Source organism: Cellulomonas sp. NPDC057328 (assembly GCF_042667215.1).
Taxonomy (GTDB): Bacteria; Actinomycetota; Actinomycetes; order Actinomycetales; family Cellulomonadaceae; genus Cellulomonas.
The window spans coordinates 1-17,471 of the sequence record NZ_JBHUZW010000084.1; the positions used below are offsets into that span (position 1 = coordinate 1).

Sequence of the window (17,471 nt, forward strand, 5' to 3'; positions counted from 1 at the left end):
GGGCCGGTACCCACCCGGGTACCGGCCCTCGCCGCGTGCGTGCGGCCGTGCGGTGCGGTGCGGTGCGGTGCGGTGCGTCAGACGGTGACGGGCTCCGCGGCGGCGACCGCCGGGACGTCCACGCGGGCCGCGACCCGGCGCAGCGCCTCGCCGATGACGATGAGGACGACACCGAGGCCGAAGACCAGCAGCGCGACGCCGAAGGCGACGATCGAGGTGAAGAGCGAGGCCCGCAGGAACGAGCCGTTCATCATCGTGTCGCGGACCGGGTCCTCGCGGTCCAGCTGCGAGTAGGTCTTGCCGCCCGACGCGTCGAGCGCGTGGTGGTTGATGATGTCGGCCTGCGCCCACGCCTCCCACGGCGTGTCGACGAGCTCCCCGGCGAAGGACGAGGCGTCCTCGGCGACGGTGATCTGCTCGTTGCGCAGGTTGCCGGAGACGAGCGCCCACGTGGCCGTGCCGGCGACGGCGAAGATCATGCCGAACACCATCACCACGACGGCGAGGGCCTTGAGGTGGGCGGGCTTGCGGACTGCTGCGGACATCGGACTCCCCGATCCTTCTGCTTCTCCCCGAAGCGGGCCCGTCCCCGCGGGGAGCGGTCCCGGTGAGCTGTTCTGCTCACGTGACCACTGTGCTCCCGCGTCGGGCCCGCGCCCTGGGACCCTGGTCCCACGTCCAGGAGCACGCGCGGACGGGATCGGCCGCGGATCGGGCCGGGGTCAGGATCTAGGGCCTGACCTGCGCAGACGCACCGGGACCTACGGCCCGGCCGGGCACGCCGCGAGGACCGCGGCGCGGGCGTACTCCGCCTCCGCCGCCGCCAGCACGTCGTCCCACGCGAAGGCGGGACGCACGGTCCGGACGTGCGCGCGCAGCCGCGCGAGGAGGTCGCGGTCCTCGGCGAGGAGCACCACGGCCTCGGCCATCTCGGCGTCGTCGGCGACGAGGAAGCCGTCGCGCCCGTCGGCGACGAACTCCGCGATCCCGGTGCCCCGGTGCGCGAGCACGACGAGGCCGGCGGTGCGCGCCTCGAGCGCGGCGATGCCGAACGCCTCGAGGCGGGCCGGGGCGAGGAAGACGTCCGCGTCGGCGTACGCGGCGCGCAGCTCGTCGCGGGGAAGACGCCCGGCGAGCGTCACGACGTCGTCGAGGCCGAGCGCCGCCACGCGCGCGGTGAGGGCGTCCCGCACGGGGCCGTCGCCGATCACCGTGAGGTGCAGCGCGCCGGGCGGCAGGCGGCGCGCGGCCGCGGCGACCACCTCGACGAGCGGCACGGCGCGCTTGCGCGGGGCGAGCCGCATGGTCGCCACGAGCCGCACCGGGCCGTCGGCGGGGGCCTCGGCCGCCGGTGCGGGTGCCCAGCGGTCCGCGTCGATCCCGTTCGGCACGACCGCGACGTCGGCACCGCCGAACAGCTCGCGCACCCGGTCCGCCGCCGCGGTGCTCACGGCGCTGAGGGCCGCCCGGGGCCGCGCCCAGCGGGTGCGCCGGACCAGCGCCGACGCCGGGCCGGCGACGCCGTCGAGCATGCAGTGCCACGTGACGGCCGTCGGCAGGCCCGCCGCGGTGGCGAGGCGGGCGCCGTCGAACGCGAACGGCGAGAGCACACCCGCGTGCACGTGCACCACGTCCGGCCGCACCGTCGCGAACGCGTCCCGCAGCAGGCGCGGGCCGGCGACGGGGTTGACGGGCAGGTCGAACGGCAGCCGTGCGCCGAGGCGGTGCACGTGCACGCCGTCCTCGACGTCGACGACGCCGCCGCGCTCGCCGCCCTCGCCGAGCGTCGCGGTGACCACGTGCACCTCGTGGCCGGCGGCGGCCTGGTGCCGGGCGAGGTCGCCGACCTGCGTCTCGATGCCGCCCGTGCGGGGCGCGAAGCAGTCGGAGACGTGGACGACGCGCACGTCAGGCGGTGGGCGCCGCGCCGGCCGCCTGGTCGATGCGCGCCTGCGCCTGCGCGTGCACACGGCGCTCGAGCACGAACGACATGACGGGCACGACGCCCGCGAGCGCCATCGTGACCAGGCGCCCGAGCCGCCACCGCAGCGTGGACCACAGGTCGAACACCGTCACCAGGTACACGACGTACACCCAGCCGTGCACCATCGCGATGATCCGCGCGGCCTCCGAGCGCGGGTCGCCCTCGACGGTGAAGCCCGGCACCTGCAGCACGTACTTGAGCACCATCTCGACGCACAGCAGCAGGAGCATGGCGCCGGTCACCCACGCCATGACGCGGTAGCGCCGCAGCGACCCCGAGGCCTTGCGCACCCAGGTGGCGGTGGCCGCGGACGGGGCGGCACCCGGCGCGGTGCCCGGGGTGGTGCCGGCGGTCGCGGGGTCGGGCTGGGTGGTCACGTCGTCCTCTCGTCGGTCCGTCGGCGTCGCGGGCGGGGTCGGGCGGGAGGTCACTCCCACTCGATGGTGCCCGGCGGCTTGCTCGTGACGTCGAGGACGACCCGGTTGACCTCGGGCACCTCGTTGGTGATGCGGGTGGAGATGACCTGCAGGACGTCGTACGGCAGGCGCGTCCAGTCGGCCGTCATGGCGTCCTCGGACGAGACCGGGCGCAGCACGACCGGGTGGCCGTACGTGCGGCCGTCGCCCTGCACGCCGACCGAGCGCACGTCGGCGAGCAGCACGACGGGGCACTGCCAGATCTCGCGGTCGAGGCCGGCGCGCGTGAGCTCCTCGCGGGCGATCGCGTCGGCCGCGCGCAGCGTCTCCAGCCGCTCGGCCGTCACGGCGCCGACGATGCGGATGCCCAGGCCGGGGCCGGGGAACGGCTGGCGCCACACGATCGACTCGGGCACCCCCAGCTCGAGGCCCACGGCGCGCACCTCGTCCTTGAACAGCGTCCGCAGCGGCTCGACGAGCTCGAACTGCAGGTCCTCGGGCAGGCCGCCGACGTTGTGGTGCGACTTGATGTTGGCCGCGCCCTCGCCGCCGCCGGACTCGACGACGTCGGGGTACAGCGTGCCCTGCACGAGGAACTGCACGGTCTCGCCGTGCTCGCCGGCGTCCTCGACGACCTCGCGCGCGGCGTCCTCGAACACGCGGATGAACTCGCGGCCGATGATCTTGCGCTTGGTCTCCGGGTCGCTCACGCCCTGCAGCGCGTGCAGGAACCGCTCGCGCGCGTCGACGACCTTCAGCCGCACACCCGTCGCGGCGACGAAGTCCTGCTCGACCTGCTCCGCCTCGCCCGAGCGCAGCAGCCCGTGGTCGACGAACACGCACGTGAGCTGGTCGCCGACGGCACGCTGCACGAGCGCGGCCGCGACGGACGAGTCGACGCCTCCGGACAGGCCGCAGATGACCCGCGCGTCGCCGACCTGCGCGCGGATGCGCTCGACCTGCTCGGCGATGACGTTGCCGGGGTTCCAGTCGGCCGCGAGGCCCGCGCCGCGGTAGAGGAAGTTCTCGAGCGCCTTCTGGCCCAGCGGGGAGTGCTTGACCTCCGGGTGCCACTGCACGCCGTACAGGCGCCGCTCGCGGTCCTCGAAGGCCGCGACGGGGCTGCCGGCGGACGTCGCGAGCACGTCGAACCCGGGCGGGGCCGCGTGCACGGCGTCACCGTGGCTCATCCACACCGTCTGCTGCTCGGGGCTGCCGTCCAGCACGGTGCCCGCGTCGGTGACCTCGACGGCCGTGCCCCCGTACTCACGCTGGCCGGTCTGCGCGACCGTGCCGCCGAGTGCCTGCGCCATCGCCTGGAAGCCGTAGCAGATGCCGAGCACCGGGACGCCGGCCTCGAACAGCTCCGGCCCGACGAACGGCGCACCCGTCGCGTACACCGACGACGGCCCGCCGGACAGGATGATCGCGGCCGGGTCCTTGGCCAGCAGGTCCTCGACCGACGCCGTGTGCGGCACGATCTCGGAGTACACGTTGGCCTCACGCACCCGCCGCGCGATCAGCTGCGCGTACTGGGCGCCGAAGTCGACGACCAGGACGGGACGGTGGGTGGTGGCGGGCTCGGGGGGCTGCGTCACGCCCCACAGCCTAGTTGCGGCGGGGGGCCGTCCCCGCACCGGCCCGGGACAAGGCCCCGGGGAAAAGGTGTTCCGGGTGTGTCGGTCCCCGCACGTAACGTGAGGCCGGTGCGCTCCCTGCCCCTCGCCGACCCCGGCACCCCGCCCCTGCGCGGCCCCGTCACGTACCTGTGGTGGATCGCCCGCCGGCAGTGGGGCATCCTCCTCGCCGCCGTCGCGTGCGGCGTCGTCCTCTTCGGCTGCCAGGCGTTCCTCCCGTACCTGACCGGGCAGGCGATCGACGACGGGCTGGCCGAGGGGTTCGGCCCGGGCGTCCTGCGGGCCACCGGGCTGCTGCTCCTGCTCGGGCTCGTCAGCGCGGGCGCGGGCGCGCTCGGTCACCGGTACGACGTGCAGAACTGGCTGCGCGCCGCGTTCACGACGTCGCAGCTGGTCGGCCGCACGGCCGCCCGGTCCGGCGCGGCGATCACGGCCGAGCTGCCCACCGGCGAGGTGGTGTCCGCGGTGGCGAACGACGCGCTGCGGGTGGGCGAGGTCTACGCGACGCTCGCGCGGTTCGTCGGCTCCCTCGTGGCCTACGCGGCCGTCGCCGTGCTCATGCTGCGCGTGTCGGTGCCCCTGGGCGTCATCGTGCTCGTCGGCCTGCCGACCGTCGCGGCCGTGCTCGGCCTGCTGGTCAAGCCGCTGCAGCGGCGCCAGGCCGCGCAGCGCGAGGCGTCGGGACGGCTGACGACGCTCGGTGCCGACACGGTGTCCGGCCTGCGCATCCTGCGCGGCATCGGCGGCGAGCAGGTGTTCACCGGGCGGTACCGGACCCAGTCGCAGCTCGTGCGGCGCCGCGGCGAGGAGGTCGCGGTCACGCAGTCGTGGCTCGACGCGCTCCAGGTGCTGCTGCCGGGCCTCTTCGTCGTCGCGCTCGTCTGGGTGGGCGCGCACATGGCGCTGGAGGGCACCATCACGCCCGGCGAGCTCGTCACCACGTACGGCTACGCGGCGTTCCTCGCCTGGCCCGTGCAGAACGCGACGATGATGCTGCAGGCCACCACCCGCGCCCACGTCGCGGCCCGCAAGGTCCTCGCCGTGCTGCGCGTCGTGCCGGCGACGGGGGTGCGCGCCGCCACGGCGACGCCGCCGCCGCCCGGGTCGGCGCTCGTCGACGAGGCCAGCGGCGTCACGCTCGAGCCCGGCCGGGTCGTGGCGCTCGTCAGCGCCGACCCGGACGAGTCCGCGCGCATCGCCACGCGGCTCGGCCGGTTCGACGACGAGGCCGAGGCGGCGACCCCGGTGCGCCTGGGCGGCGTCCTGCTCGCCGACCTGCCCAAGGACGTCGTGCGCGAGCGCGTCGTCGTCGCCGAGGCCATGCCGCACCTGTTCTCCGGCCCGCTGGCGCAGGAGCTCGACGTGCGCGGCACGGGGGCGCGCGACGAGGTGCTGCGCGCGATGGCGCTCGCCGACGCGCAGGACGTGCTCGACTCGGTGCCCGACGGCATCGACGGCGAGCTGCCCGAGAAGGGCCGCTCGCTGTCCGGCGGCCAGCGCCAGCGCGTCGCGCTCGCCCGCGCCCTGCTCACCGAGGCCGAGGTGCTCGTGCTCGTCGAGCCCACGAGCGCCGTGGACGCGCACACCGAGGCCCGGATCGCCGCACGCCTCGCCGGTTCCCGTCGCGGGCGCACGACGCTCGTCGTGACGGCCAGCCCGCTCGTGCTCGACCACGTCGACGAGGTCCAGCTCGTGCGCGACGGCGTGCTCGTCGCGCGCGGCACGCACGCCGGCCTGCTCGACGGGGCGGCCGGGCCCGGCGTCGCGGCGGAGTACCGCCGCGTCGTCGGCCGGCGGATGGACGACGACGCCGCGGCCGCGCCGCGGGACGCCGACGTGCCGGAGGACCTGCCGGCACCCGCCCTCGCCGCACCCGGCGCGCGCGACGACCACGACCACGGGGGTGAGGCATGAGCACGGCCACCACGCTGCCCGTCGCCGACGGCGACGTCGTGCGGCGGTACGCCGGCGGCCTGCTGCGCCGCAACCGCCGCCCGCTCGGGCGCATCGCGCTCCTGCACACGCTCGCGGCCGTCGCCGGCCTGGCGGGGCCCTGGCTGCTCGGCCGCCTGGTCGACGCCGTCACGGCCGGCACGACCGCGCGGTACGTCGACACGCTCGTCGCCGTCGGCGTGGTCGCCGTCCTGCTGCAGACCGGGCTGATCCGGTACGCGCAGCGCGCGTCCATGCTGTTCGGCGAGGAGGTGTTCGCGCAGCTGCGCGAGGAGTTCGTCGAGACGGTGACGGCGCTGCCGCTGTCCACCGTCGAGCGCGCCGGCACGGGCGACCTCGTCGCGCGCACCACCAACGACGTCAACAAGCTGCAGCACGCCGTCCGGTTCGGCGTCCCGCGCGTCATCGTCGCGGTCGTCACGATCGGCCTCACCGTCGCCGCGTCGGTGCTGCTGTCGCCGCTCGTGTCGCTCGGGCTGTTCGTCGGCGTGCCGTCGATGGTGCTCACCGTGCGCTGGTACCTGCGCCGTGCGACGCCCGCCTACGTGCGCGAGGCCGCGACGTACGCGGTGCTCAACGGCACGATCACGGAGACGGTCGAGGGCGCGCGCACGGTCGACGCCCTCGGGCTCGCCGGGCGCCGGACGCGCCGCATCGACGCGGACCTCGCCGACGCGTTCGACGCCGAGAAGGTGACCCTGCGCCTGCGCACGGTCCTGTTCCCCGCGATCGACCTCGCGTTCGTGCTCGCGCCCGTCGCGGTGCTGCTGTGGGGCGGGTGGCTCGCCGCGGACGGCCGTGTGACGCTCGGCGCGGTGACCACGATCGTGCTCTACGCGTACCAGATGGCCGGCCCGGTCTGGGAGCTCATCTTCTGGGTCGACGAGATCCAGGTCGCCGCCACCGCGCTCGCGCGGATCGTCGGCGTCCAGCTCGTCGCGCCGGACCGCGAGGCGACGGGCGCGACGCCGACGGACGAGCGGGTCGCCACCCGCGGGCTGCGCTACGCCTACCGCGAGGGGCACGACGTCCTGCACGGCATCGACCTCGACCTCGCCCCCGGCGAGCGGCTCGCGGTCGTGGGTCCGTCGGGTGCCGGCAAGTCCACGCTCGGCCGGATGATCGCCGGCATCCACCCGCCCACCGGCGGCACCGCGACCGTGGGCGGCGTGCCGCTCGTCGACCTGCCCCTCGACGACCTGCGCGGCCACGTCGCGCTCGTCACGCAGGAGCACCACGTGTTCGTCGGGACGCTCGCGGACAACCTGCGCCTCGCGCGGGTGGGCGCGGACGACGCCGAGCTCGAGCACGCGCTGCGCGCCGTCGACGCGTGGGACTGGGTGCAGGCCCTGCCCGAGGGGCTCGCCACCGAGGTCGGCTCGGGCGGGGCGCCGCTCACGCCCGCGCAGGCGCAGCAGGTCGCGCTCGCGCGGCTCGTGCTGCTCGACCCGCACACCCTCGTGCTCGACGAGGCGACGTCGCTGCTCGACCCGCGCGCCGCGCGGCACCTCGAGCGGTCGCTGTCGGCGGTGCTCGCCGGCCGGACGGTCGTCGCGATCGCGCACCGGCTGCACACCGCCCACGACGCCGACCGCGTCGCGGTCGTCGACGGCGGGCGGATCAGCGAGATCGGCCCGCACGAGGAGCTCGTCGCCGCGCGCGGCGAGTACGCGGCGCTGTGGCACTCGTGGCAGCACGAGTCGTCGGACCGCGGCTGACGGACGGCTGCCGGCTCGCCGCACCCGAGTGACCGCACGTGACCGGTCGCACCTGACCGGCCGCACCCGTCCGTCGGCGCGGCGCGCGCTCAGCGCGTCGCGCCGGCGACCTCCGGCGGCGCCACGCCGCGCCCGGGGTCGGCGCCGTCGTCACGGGGCCCGTCGCCGCTCGCGTCACTGGCCGCGTCGGCAGGGCCCTCAGCCGGCTCCCCGGGCTCGTCCCCGGGGATCGGCGGCCGCCCCGCCGCCTCGTCGCGCACGAGCCGCCACCACAGGCCGACGGCGAACAGGCCGAAGATCCACCACTGCGCCGCGTAGGCGAGGTTCTGGATGTTCAGGCCCGTCCCGGCCCGGGTCGGCGGGGCCAGCAGCTCGAGGTCCGCGGGGTCGGCCGGCTCGACCGACGCGACGACGAGGTACCCCGTGTAGACGGGCGCGCCCCAGACGTGCACGAGCTGCGCCGGGCTGATGGCGTCCGTGCGGCCGTCGACCACGGCGGCGCCGGCCTCCTCCCCGCCCTGCAGCCAGCCGACCACGGTGACGGGACCGGCGGGCACGTCCGCGACCGGTTCCGTGCCCGGCGTCCAGCCGCGCACCACGGGAAGCAGGGTGCCGCCCGTGGCATGCGCGTCCGCGGCCTGCCCGCCCGCGCCCGGCTGCCCCGCGCCGGCGCCCTGCTCCTCCGCGCCCGCGCCGTCGACGCGCAGCGGCGTCAGCACGAGCGCGCCCTCGGTCGCGCCGTCGTGCGCGCGCCCCTCGACCAGCAGCGTGCCCGGCTCCCAGGTGCCCGTGACGACGACCTTGCGGGCGACCATCTCGCCCGTCACGGACGCGCCCGGCACGAGCACGTCGGCCAGCGGCACCGGGTCCGCCTCGGCGACCTCGGCGGCGCGGCGCTCCTCCGCGGCGGCACCGCGGACCTCGGCGCGCTCGAGCTGCCACGCGCCCAGCCGCCCGCACACCGCGGCGGCCGCGAGCAGCAGCACGAGCAGGCCGAGCATGCGCGGGCGCACGGCGGCGCGCCACACGGAGGTCGGTGCGTCGGCCACACCTCACGGTAACCCCCGCGACCGGTCGTCCCGTGCGGTCGACGGAGTCCCCCGGCCGCACGCCGGGCCGACCCCAGCCCCCGCGTCGACGGCCGTTCACCCGGCGGTGCCCGCGGCGCCCTGCGGGCCCGTCGTGGGTGCGGTTGTATGGCATGTGGCCAGGAGCACACCAGCTCTGGGCCGGACGTCCCGCCCCCCGTCCAGCCCGCACGGAAGGCTGGGTGACTAGGGACGACGCCTCGATCCACGAGCAACGGAGGGGACATGAGCACGAGCACCGCCAGGGACCCGCAGCGCACCACGGAGAGCCCCGCGCCGATCGCCGCCGGCGACTTCGCCGCCGCGGAGGCCCGGGCCGCGTGGCGCACCGGCGCCGGCCGCCTCGACGACGCGACCCTCGAGCGGATCGACAAGTGGTGGCGCGCCGCCAATTACATGTCGGTCGGCCAGATCTACCTGCTCGACAACCCCCTCCTGCGCCGCCCGCTGCAGCGCGAGGACGTGAAGCCGCGCCTGCTCGGTCACTGGGGCACGACACCCGGCCTGAACTTCCTGTACGCGCACCTGAACCGCGCGGTCGCCGAGCGCGAGCAGTCGACGATCTACGTGACCGGCCCCGGCCACGGCGGCCCCGGGCTCGTGGCGAGCGCCTACCTCGACGGTACGTACTCGGAGGTCTACTCCGACGTGACCGAGGACGAGGAGGGCCTGCGCCGGCTGTTCCGGCAGTTCTCCTTCCCGGGCGGGATCCCCAGCCACGTGGCCCCCGAGACGCCGGGGTCGATCCACGAGGGCGGTGAGCTCGGCTACGCGCTGAGCCACGCGTACGGCGCGGCCTTCGACAACCCGCACCTGCTCGTCGCGGCCGTCGTCGGCGACGGCGAGGCGGAGACGGGCCCGCTCGCCACCAGCTGGCACTCGAACAAGTTCGTCAACCCGCGCCAGGACGGCGTCGTGCTGCCGATCCTGCACCTCAACGGGTACAAGATCGCGAACCCGACGATCCTCGCGCGCATCAGCGACGACGAGCTGCACGACCTCATGGTGGGCTACGGCCACGAGCCGTTCGTGTTCGTCGCGGGGTTCGACGACGAGGAGCCGGTGAGCGTGCACCGCCGCTTCGCGGAGCTCCTCGACGAGGTCCTCGACCGCATCGCGGCGATCAAGCAGCGCGCCGCGGAGGGCGACGAGTCCCGGCCGATGTGGCCGATGATCGTCTTCCGCACGCCGAAGGGCTGGACGGGACCGGCAGAGATCGACGGCAAGAAGACGACCGGCTCGTGGCGCGCGCACCAGGTCCCGCTCGCGAGCGCCCGGGACACGCCCGAGCACCTCGCCGTGCTGCAGGAGTGGCTGGCGTCGTACCGGCCGGAGGAGCTCTTCGACGCCACGGGACGCGTCGACGCCGACATCCGGGCCCTGGCACCGTCCGGCGAGCTGCGCATGAGCGCGAACCCGCACACCAACGGCGGCCTGCTCATGCGCGACCTGCGCCTCCCGGACTTCCGCGAGTTCGCGCAGGACGTGCCCCGACCCGGCGGGAGCTTCGCCGAGGCGCCGCGCGTGCTCGGCCAGTTCCTCACCGAGGTCGTGCGCCGCAACCCGGACAACTTCCGGATCTTCGGGCCGGACGAGACGGCGTCGAACCGCCTGCAGGCCGTGTACGACGCGACCGACAAGCAGTGGAACGCCGAGTTCGAGGGGCCGGACGTCGACGAGCACATGGCCCGGGCCGGCCGCGTCATGGAGATGCTGTCGGAGCACCAGTGCCAGGGGTGGCTCGAGGGGTACCTGCTCACCGGGCGGCACGGCCTGTTCACGAGCTACGAGGCGTTCATCCACATCGTCGACTCGATGTTCAACCAGCACGCGAAGTGGCTCAAGGTCACCAACGACATCCCGTGGCGGCGGCCGATCGCGAGCCTGAACTACCTGCTCTCGAGCCACGTGTGGCGCCAGGACCACAACGGCTTCAGCCACCAGGACCCCGGCTTCATCGACCACGTGGTCAACAAGAAGGCCGAGGTCGTGCGCGTCTACCTGCCGCCGGACGCGAACACCCTGCTGTCCACGTACGACCACTGCCTGCGCAGCCGGCAGTACGTCAACGTCGTCGTGGCCGGCAAGCAGCCCGCACCGAACTTCCTCACGATGGACGAGGCCGTCGCCCACTGCACGCGCGGCCTCGGCATCTGGGAGTGGGCCGGCAGCGAGGTGCCGGGCGAGGAGCCGGACGTCGTGCTCGCGGCGGCCGGCGACGTGCCCACGCTGGAGGTGCTCGCCGCGGCGGACATCCTCAAGCGCGAGCTGCCGCAGCTGAAGATCCGCGTCGTCAACGTCGTGGACCTCATGCGGCTGCAGGACGAGCGCGAGCACCCGCACGGGCTCTCCGACCGCGAGTTCGACACGCTGTTCACGACCGACCGGCCGATCGTGTTCGCGTACCACGGCTACCCGTGGCTCATCCACCGCCTGACGTACCGCCGCAACGGGCACAAGAACCTGCACGTGCGCGGCTACAAGGAGGAGGGCACGACCACGACGCCGTTCGACATGGTCATGCTCAACGACCTCGACCGGTACCGGCTCGTCATCGACGTGATCGACCACGTGCACTGGCTGCGCGCCTCCCACGCCGGCCTGCGCCAGCGCATGGTCGACGCCCGCATCGCGGCCCGCCAGTACACGCGCGAGCACGGCGAGGACATCCCGGAGGTCCGTGACTGGGTGTGGCCGGACGCCGGCGAGACGGGCACCGAGGTCGGCGGCCCGCAGCAGGACCGCGTGTCGACGCCCACGGACACCGGCGGGGACAACGAGTAGCAGCACCACGTCGGTGGGTGCGGCGGCCGGCCGGTCGCCGCACCCACCACCCGTCCGCCGCCGGGGAGCGGCGGGCGACCTCGGGAGGAAGAGCACGCAGTGGCCCGCACGATCTACGTCATGTCCGCGGAGGGCGACACCGGCAAGTCCGTCGTCGCGCTCGGTCTGGTCGACCTGCTCACGCGGTCGGTGCAACGGGTCGGGGTGTTCCGGCCCGTCGCCCGCTCGACGGACGAGCGCGACTACGTCCTCGACCTCCTGCTCGCGCACGACGGCGTCGACATCTCCTACGACGAGGCCGTCGGCGCCACGTACGACGAGGTGATCGCCGACCCCGAGGCCGCGCTGTCGGGGATCGTCACGCGGTTCCACGAGGTGGAGCGCCGCTGCGACGCGGTCGTCGTCGTCGGCACGGACTACACCGACGTCGCCGGCCCGACCGAGCTCGCCTACAACGCGCGCGTCGCCGCGAACCTCGCGGCCCCGGTGCTGCTCGTGGTCAACGGCGCGAACCGCAGCCCCGAGGACGTGCGGCACGCCGCCGAGGTCGCGGGCACGGAGATCGCCGCCAACCACGCGCAGGTCGTCGGCGTCGTCGCCAACCGGGTCGCCCCCGGCGGGATGGACGCGGTGGTGCAGGCCCTGTCCGGGACCGCGCCCGTGTGGGCCCTGCCGGAGTCGCCGCTGCTGTACGCCCCCACGCTGCGCCAGCTCATGGACGCGGTCGGCGGCGAGCTGACGAGCGGCGACGAGGAGCTGCTCGCGCGCGAGGTGCTCGACGTCGTCGTCGGCGCCATGTCGATCGAGCACCTGCTCGACCGCCTGCAGGACGGGGCCGTCGTCATCACGCCCGGCGACCGCGCCGACGTGCTGCTGGGGCTGCTGCTGGCGCACCAGGCCGACGGCTTCCCCTCGCTCGCGGGCATCATCCTCAACGGCGGCCTGACGCCGGCCGACAGCATCCAGCGGCTCGTCGAGGGCCTCGGCTCGCGCCTGCCGCTCATCCGGACGCACCTCGGCACCTTCCGGTCGGCGAGCGCCGCCGCCCGGACGCGCGGCCGGCTGACGCACGACGCGCAGCGCAAGGTCGACACCGCCCTCGCCCTGTTCGAGCAGCACGTGGACGGGGCCGCGCTGCTCGCCGCCCTGGACGTGCAGCGGCCCGAGGTCGTGACGCCGCTCATGTTCGAGTACCAGCTGCTCGCGCGGGCACGGGGCGACCGCCAGCGCATCGTCCTGCCCGAGGGCGGCGACGACCGCATCCTGCGCGCGGCGTCCACGCTGCTCCAGCGGCAGGTCGCCGACCTGACGATCCTCGGCGACGAGGCGTCGATCCGGGCGCGCGCCACCGAGCTGGGCCTCGACCTCGACGAGGCGCAGGTCATCGACCCCAAGAGCGGCGAGACGCTCGAGACGTTCGCGGCCGCGTACACCGAGATGCGCAGGCACAAGGGCATGACCATCGAGCGGGCCCGCGAGATCGTCTCGTCGGTGTCGTACTTCGGCACCCTGATGGTCCAGCTCGGGCACGCGGACGGGATGGTCTCCGGGGCGATCCACACGACCGCGCACACCATCAAGCCGTCGTTCGAGATCATCAAGACCGCGCCCGGCACGTCGAGCGTGTCCAGCGCCTTCCTCATGTGCCTCGAGGACCGCGTGCTGGTCTACGCCGACTGCGCCGTCATCCCGGACCCGACGGCCGAGCAGCTCGCGGACATCGCGATCTCGTCGGCCGGCACGGCCGCCCAGTTCGGGATCGAGCCGCGCATCGCGATGCTGTCGTACTCGACGGGCGAGTCCGGCACGGGTGCCGACGTGGACAAGGTGCGCGCCGCGACCGCCCTGGTCCGCGAGCGCCGTCCCGACCTGTCGGTCGAGGGCCCGATCCAGTACGACGCCGCTGTGGACGCGTCCGTCGCGAAGACGAAGATGCCGGACTCGGCGGTCGCGGGCCGCGCGACCGTCTTCGTCTTCCCCGACCTCAACACCGGCAACAACACGTACAAGGCCGTGCAGCGCTCGGCCGGCGCCGTGGCGATCGGGCCGGTGCTGCAGGGCCTGCGCAAGCCCGTCAACGACCTGTCGCGGGGCGCGCTCGTGCAGGACATCGTCAACACGGTGGCGATCACCGCGATCCAGGCGCAGGCGCTGTCCGCCCCGGCGGCGGAGGCCGCCGACCCCGACGTCGCCCAGCCCGAGCCCCGGGAGACCGCGACGCCCGAGACCCCGGCGCCGTCCGTCGACCCCGCCCCCGCGCCCGCCACCACCACCGCCCCGGAGGCCTGAGCCCGATGACCACCACCCCCTCGGGCGGCGCCCGCGGCACCGTCCTCGTCGTCAACTCCGGCTCGTCGTCGGTGAAGTACCAGCTCGTCGACCCGGTCACGGGCGAGGCGGTCGCGTCGGGCCTGGTGGAGCGCATCGGCGAGGCGCGAGGCGCGGTCAAGCACGTCGCCCACGGCGAGACCACACGCCGCGAGACGCCGGTGCCGGACCACGCCGAGGCGCTGCGCGTCGTGCTCGGCCTGTTCGACGAGATCGGCCCCGACCTGTCGACGTCGCACGTCGTCGCCGTCGGGCACCGCGTCGTGCAGGGCGGCTCGCGGTTCGACGGGCCGGTGCTCGTCGACGACGCCGTCGAGGCGGCGATCGAGGAGCTGTCGCCGCTGGCGCCGCTGCACAACCCGCCCAACCTCACCGGCATCCGCGTCGCGAAGGCGCTGCTGCCCGACGTCCCGCACGTGGCCGTCTTCGACACCGCGTTCTTCCGCACGCTGCCCGACGCCGCCGCGACGTACGCGATCGACACGGCGGTGGCCGAGGAGCACCAGGTGCGCCGGTACGGCGCGCACGGCACGTCGCACCAGTACGTGTCGCAGCAGGTCGCGGAGGTCCTCGGCCGGCCGCTCGAGGAGCTGCACCAGATCGTCCTGCACCTGGGCAACGGCGCGTCGGCGTCGGCCGTGCGCGGCGGCGTCGCGGTCGAGACCTCCATGGGGCTCACGCCCCTCGAGGGCCTCGTCATGGGCACGCGGTCGGGCGACATCGACCCGGCGGTCGTGTTCCACCTGCACCGCAACGCGGGCATGAGCGTCGACGAGATCGACGACCTGCTCAACCGGCGCTCGGGCCTCAAGGGCCTCGCGGGCGAGAACGACTTCCGCGCGCTGCACCAGCTCGTCGACCAGGGCGACGAACGCGCGCTGCTGGCGCTCGACGTCTACCTGCACCGCCTGCGCAAGTACGTCGGGGCGTACCACGCGGTGCTCGGCCGCCTCGACGCGCTCACGTTCACGGCCGGCGTCGGCGAGAACGACGACCTCGTGCGCGCCCGCCTCGTCGAGGGCCTCGACGCGATGGGCATCGAGGTCCACCCCGAGCGCAACGCCGGGCGCAAGGGCGAGCCGACGGTCATCTCGCCCGAGGGTGCGAGGGTCACGGTCCTCGTCGTGCCGACCAACGAGGAGCTGGCGATCGCGCGGCAGTCGCTGGACGTCATCGGCGCCTGACCGGAGAGAGCGCGGGATGGCGGCGCAGGACGTGGCGGACGTGGTCGTGCGCACCGCGGGGACCGACGACGTGCCCGCGGTCTGCCGGTTTGGGGCGACGCACGTGGCCGCGCACTACACGCCGATCCTCGGCCCGGAGGGCGCGCGGGCGCAGGTCCGGCAGTGGTGGGGCGACGCGTACGTCGGCCGTGCCGTTGCCGACGGCGTCGTCCTCGTCGCGGAGCGGGCCGGCGATCTCGTCGGGGTCGCGCAGCACGGTTGCGTCGGCGACGACCACGTCGTCTGGAAGCTGTACGTGCACCCCGACCACCGCGGCGCCGGGCTGGGCCCGCGCCTCCTGCGCGCGGTCGCCGACCGGCTCCCGCCCGACGCCGACCGGCTGTGGATCGAGCACGTCGCGGCCAACGTCCGTGCCGGCGCGTTCTACGAGCGGGAGGGCTTCACCGTGCAGCGCGTCGAGGCGCACCCGAGGGGCGACTCGCGGCTCGCCGTGGTGTGGCGGTCGCGGCCCTTGACCCGGTGAGGCCGGGGGTGAGCGCCCCGCGTTCCAGGGTCCTCGCTGCGGGACTCGCTCAGGACAACGCCGGCTCCAAGCAGCTTCCGCTTTCCCGGCGAGGTCGTCGCCCATTGTGCGCGGAGGACCGTTCCGCAGCGGCCGCCGTGTCCTCGGACTCCCTGAGGTCTGCGACGAAGTGGGCCTCTATCCCGCCCCGTCGACCCGGCTCTGCCACAGTCGGCCAGGCCTCTCACCGCACGGCTGTCCCGGGTACGTGGATGTGCCGTAGCAACGGAAAGCATGAAGCCCGACACCCCCGGGACGAGTCCGCGTAGGCGGCACTCCCCTGACCCCTCTTCAAGCAGACGTGCGAGCTCGTGACGAACACGGTGAGCAGGAAGAAGCAATCTGCGCGACACCACCCGGATCGATCCGACGTTGCGCCGCAGGTTGGCGTCGGCCGCAGCCGCCCGCTCAGTAGAGAAACTCGCGCTCCAATCGCCTGCGACGGGAGGCCCCACCGCCCTAGGCTGCCAGTGTCGGGACGCTCTCGACTCTCGCAATAGGGGGATGTGACATGACCAAACACGCTCATGGACGGCGTCGCGCAGGGACTGTGCTGGTAGCCGTCGTCGTCGCCGGATCACTGGCTCAGAGCGCAGAGGCGGCTGAGACGACGAGCGGAATCGACGAGGTGGCGCTGACGGTTGCGGCAGCCGCGCCTGCGGCCGTGCTGGAGCCCGAGGTGAGCCACGAGGGCGGCTACGCTGCCAGCGGCGTTCACAACGCACTCCTCCCACAGGCGGGTGACGGAGCCATCGTTGCCGGTGGCATCTCCGTGAGCCTCCCCGGTTCCGATCAGCAGGGATCGGTCGCATCAGACCGGCACGGTGGTATACCCCGGCGATGGTGACACGGTAGACACGGCCGTCCAGGACCTAGGCGACTCCGTCCGCGTCCAGACGATCCTTCCCGATTCTCAGGTCGACTCGTTCTCGTACGAGTTCGAGGGCGCGATCCCCGTCGCGCGGGCCGACGGCGGCGTCGACCTCGTGAGAGCAGCGGCTGCACCCGGCGGCCATTTCAAGACCATCGTGGCCGCGCTGGATGCACCATGGGCGATCGACGCAAACGGTGACGACGTGAGGACCGCCTACCAGATCGCGGGCCAGACAGTCACGCAGAAGGTCTTCGTCACGAGCGAGACAGCCTATCCCGTCGTTGCGGACCCGAAGATGACCTTTGGCGTAGGCATCTACCTTTCACTCAACACGTTGGAGGTGCGCGTTCTGGCTCTTGCCGTCAATAGCATGGCTACCGTGAGCGCCGCAGCCGGCTGCGTCGTCCTCTCGGAGCGCATCAAGGTCGCCCAGGCGGTTCCCTGGGTCAAGTACGCCTGTGGGGCCGTGGGATTCAACCCACTGATGAACACCTTGAAGGCGCTTCCTTCGCGAGTCGCGGCGGACTACACCGCGTCGTGCTACCAAGCGCGCGTTCCTCCGACCCAGCCCGCATGGAAGGTGGTTGGCTCCTCCCAGTGCGTGCCTCTGAACCAGTCCTGGACGTGGTGACACAGCATGAGTGATCTCCCCGCTGCACGCCCGGTCGATCCTGAGACCGCGGAGTCGAACCTCCAGCACCGGCCGAGCGGCTGGCTTGCTCTGCTTCCGTACGGCCTCGGGGTCAGCGCCGCAGCCGTCGCGCACGCGATCGCACCAGACGCATGGCCGCTCGTCGTCGCTGCGCTCACTCTGACAGGTGGCGCGGCCTACGCCGTCGTCGGCCGGCGGAAGCGACACCGCTGACCTTCGTTCACGGATTCAGAGACGTCACCTCTCGCGGCAGGGCGGCAACGGCCCGTGCAGCGCTCACGTCGTGAGCGC

The 17,471-nt window shown here is 74.1% G+C and carries 12 protein-coding genes; 7 read left to right on the forward strand and 5 right to left on the reverse strand.

All coding sequences use genetic code 11. From position 1 onward, the window contains the following. Positions 1-77: 77 nt before the first annotated feature. From ACFUMH_RS13910 to guaA, 4 genes are all read right to left on the reverse strand, one after another. Complete coding sequence (locus ACFUMH_RS13910; RefSeq protein ID WP_378206524.1) at positions 78-545, reverse strand: aromatic ring-opening dioxygenase LigA; 468 nt, start codon at positions 543-545, stop codon at positions 78-80. Between the two features lie 216 nt (positions 546-761). After that, positions 762-1,907: a glycosyltransferase family 4 protein gene (locus tag ACFUMH_RS13915; RefSeq protein ID WP_378206527.1), complete on the reverse strand. Its 1,146-nt coding sequence runs from the start codon at positions 1,905-1,907 to the stop codon at positions 762-764. Between the two features lies 1 nt (position 1,908). Next, positions 1,909-2,361: a DUF3817 domain-containing protein gene (locus ACFUMH_RS13920; RefSeq protein WP_378206530.1), complete on the reverse strand. Its 453-nt coding sequence runs from the start codon at positions 2,359-2,361 to the stop codon at positions 1,909-1,911. 50 nt (positions 2,362-2,411) lie between these two features. Continuing rightward, positions 2,412-3,998 carry a glutamine-hydrolyzing GMP synthase gene (gene guaA, locus ACFUMH_RS13925; protein ID WP_378206533.1) on the reverse strand — a complete coding sequence of 529 codons (1,587 nt, stop codon included), beginning with the start codon at positions 3,996-3,998 and terminating at the stop codon, positions 2,412-2,414. 108 nt (positions 3,999-4,106) lie between these two features. Here guaA and ACFUMH_RS13930 point away from each other — a divergent pair, with 108 nt between their 5' ends. Together ACFUMH_RS13930 and ACFUMH_RS13935 are read left to right on the forward strand one after the other, a co-directional pair. Further along, positions 4,107-5,951 carry an ABC transporter transmembrane domain-containing protein gene (locus ACFUMH_RS13930; protein WP_378206537.1) on the forward strand — a complete coding sequence of 615 codons (1,845 nt, stop codon included), beginning with the start codon at positions 4,107-4,109 and terminating at the stop codon, positions 5,949-5,951. Further along, the gene (locus ACFUMH_RS13935; protein ID WP_378206540.1) at positions 5,948-7,708 is read left to right on the forward strand and encodes an ABC transporter ATP-binding protein; all 1,761 of its coding nucleotides are present in this window, start codon (positions 5,948-5,950) and stop codon (positions 7,706-7,708) included. Before ACFUMH_RS13930 ends, ACFUMH_RS13935 begins: the two co-directional genes overlap by 4 nt. Before the next feature lie 89 nt (positions 7,709-7,797). Here ACFUMH_RS13935 and ACFUMH_RS13940 read toward each other — a convergent pair whose 3' ends face one another. After that, a complete protein-coding gene (locus ACFUMH_RS13940) occupies positions 7,798-8,757 on the reverse strand; it encodes an SURF1 family protein (RefSeq protein ID WP_378206543.1) in 960 nt (319 codons plus the stop codon). A gap of 264 nt (positions 8,758-9,021) precedes the next feature. Between ACFUMH_RS13940 and ACFUMH_RS13945 the strand changes: the two genes are divergently transcribed. The 5 genes from ACFUMH_RS13945 to ACFUMH_RS13965 all read left to right on the forward strand — a co-directional run bounded on the left by ACFUMH_RS13945 (position 9,022) and on the right by ACFUMH_RS13965 (position 17,159). Beyond that, a complete protein-coding gene (locus tag ACFUMH_RS13945; RefSeq protein WP_378206546.1) occupies positions 9,022-11,580 on the forward strand; it encodes a phosphoketolase in 2,559 nt (852 codons plus the stop codon). Positions 11,581-11,679: 99 nt separating this feature from the next. Beyond that, complete coding sequence (pta, locus tag ACFUMH_RS13950; RefSeq protein WP_378206549.1) at positions 11,680-13,869, forward strand: phosphate acetyltransferase; 2,190 nt, start codon at positions 11,680-11,682, stop codon at positions 13,867-13,869. Between the two features lie 5 nt (positions 13,870-13,874). After that, on the forward strand, positions 13,875-15,092 hold the full coding sequence (locus ACFUMH_RS13955) for an acetate kinase (protein WP_378206552.1): 1,218 nt from the start codon (positions 13,875-13,877) through the stop codon (positions 15,090-15,092). 16 nt (positions 15,093-15,108) lie between these two features. After that, entirely contained in the window at positions 15,109-15,615 is a 507-nt protein-coding gene (locus ACFUMH_RS13960; protein WP_378206556.1) for a GNAT family N-acetyltransferase, read from the forward strand. Between the two features lie 863 nt (positions 15,616-16,478). Beyond that, a complete protein-coding gene (locus tag ACFUMH_RS13965) occupies positions 16,479-17,159 on the forward strand; it encodes a hypothetical protein (protein ID WP_378206559.1) in 681 nt (226 codons plus the stop codon). The last annotated feature ends 312 nt before the right edge of the window (positions 17,160-17,471 follow it).

Coding starts and splice junctions, on each gene's coding strand:
- ACFUMH_RS13910 (WP_378206524.1), bottom strand. CDS start 545: ATGTCCGCAGCAGTCCGCAAGCCCGCCCACCTCAAGGCCCTCGCCGTC.
- ACFUMH_RS13935 (WP_378206540.1), top strand. CDS start 5,948: ATGAGCACGGCCACCACGCTGCCCGTCGCCGACGGCGACGTCGTGCGG.
- ACFUMH_RS13945 (WP_378206546.1), top strand. CDS start 9,022: ATGAGCACGAGCACCGCCAGGGACCCGCAGCGCACCACGGAGAGCCCC.
- ACFUMH_RS13955 (WP_378206552.1), top strand. CDS start 13,875: ATGACCACCACCCCCTCGGGCGGCGCCCGCGGCACCGTCCTCGTCGTC.
- ACFUMH_RS13960 (WP_378206556.1), top strand. CDS start 15,109: ATGGCGGCGCAGGACGTGGCGGACGTGGTCGTGCGCACCGCGGGGACC.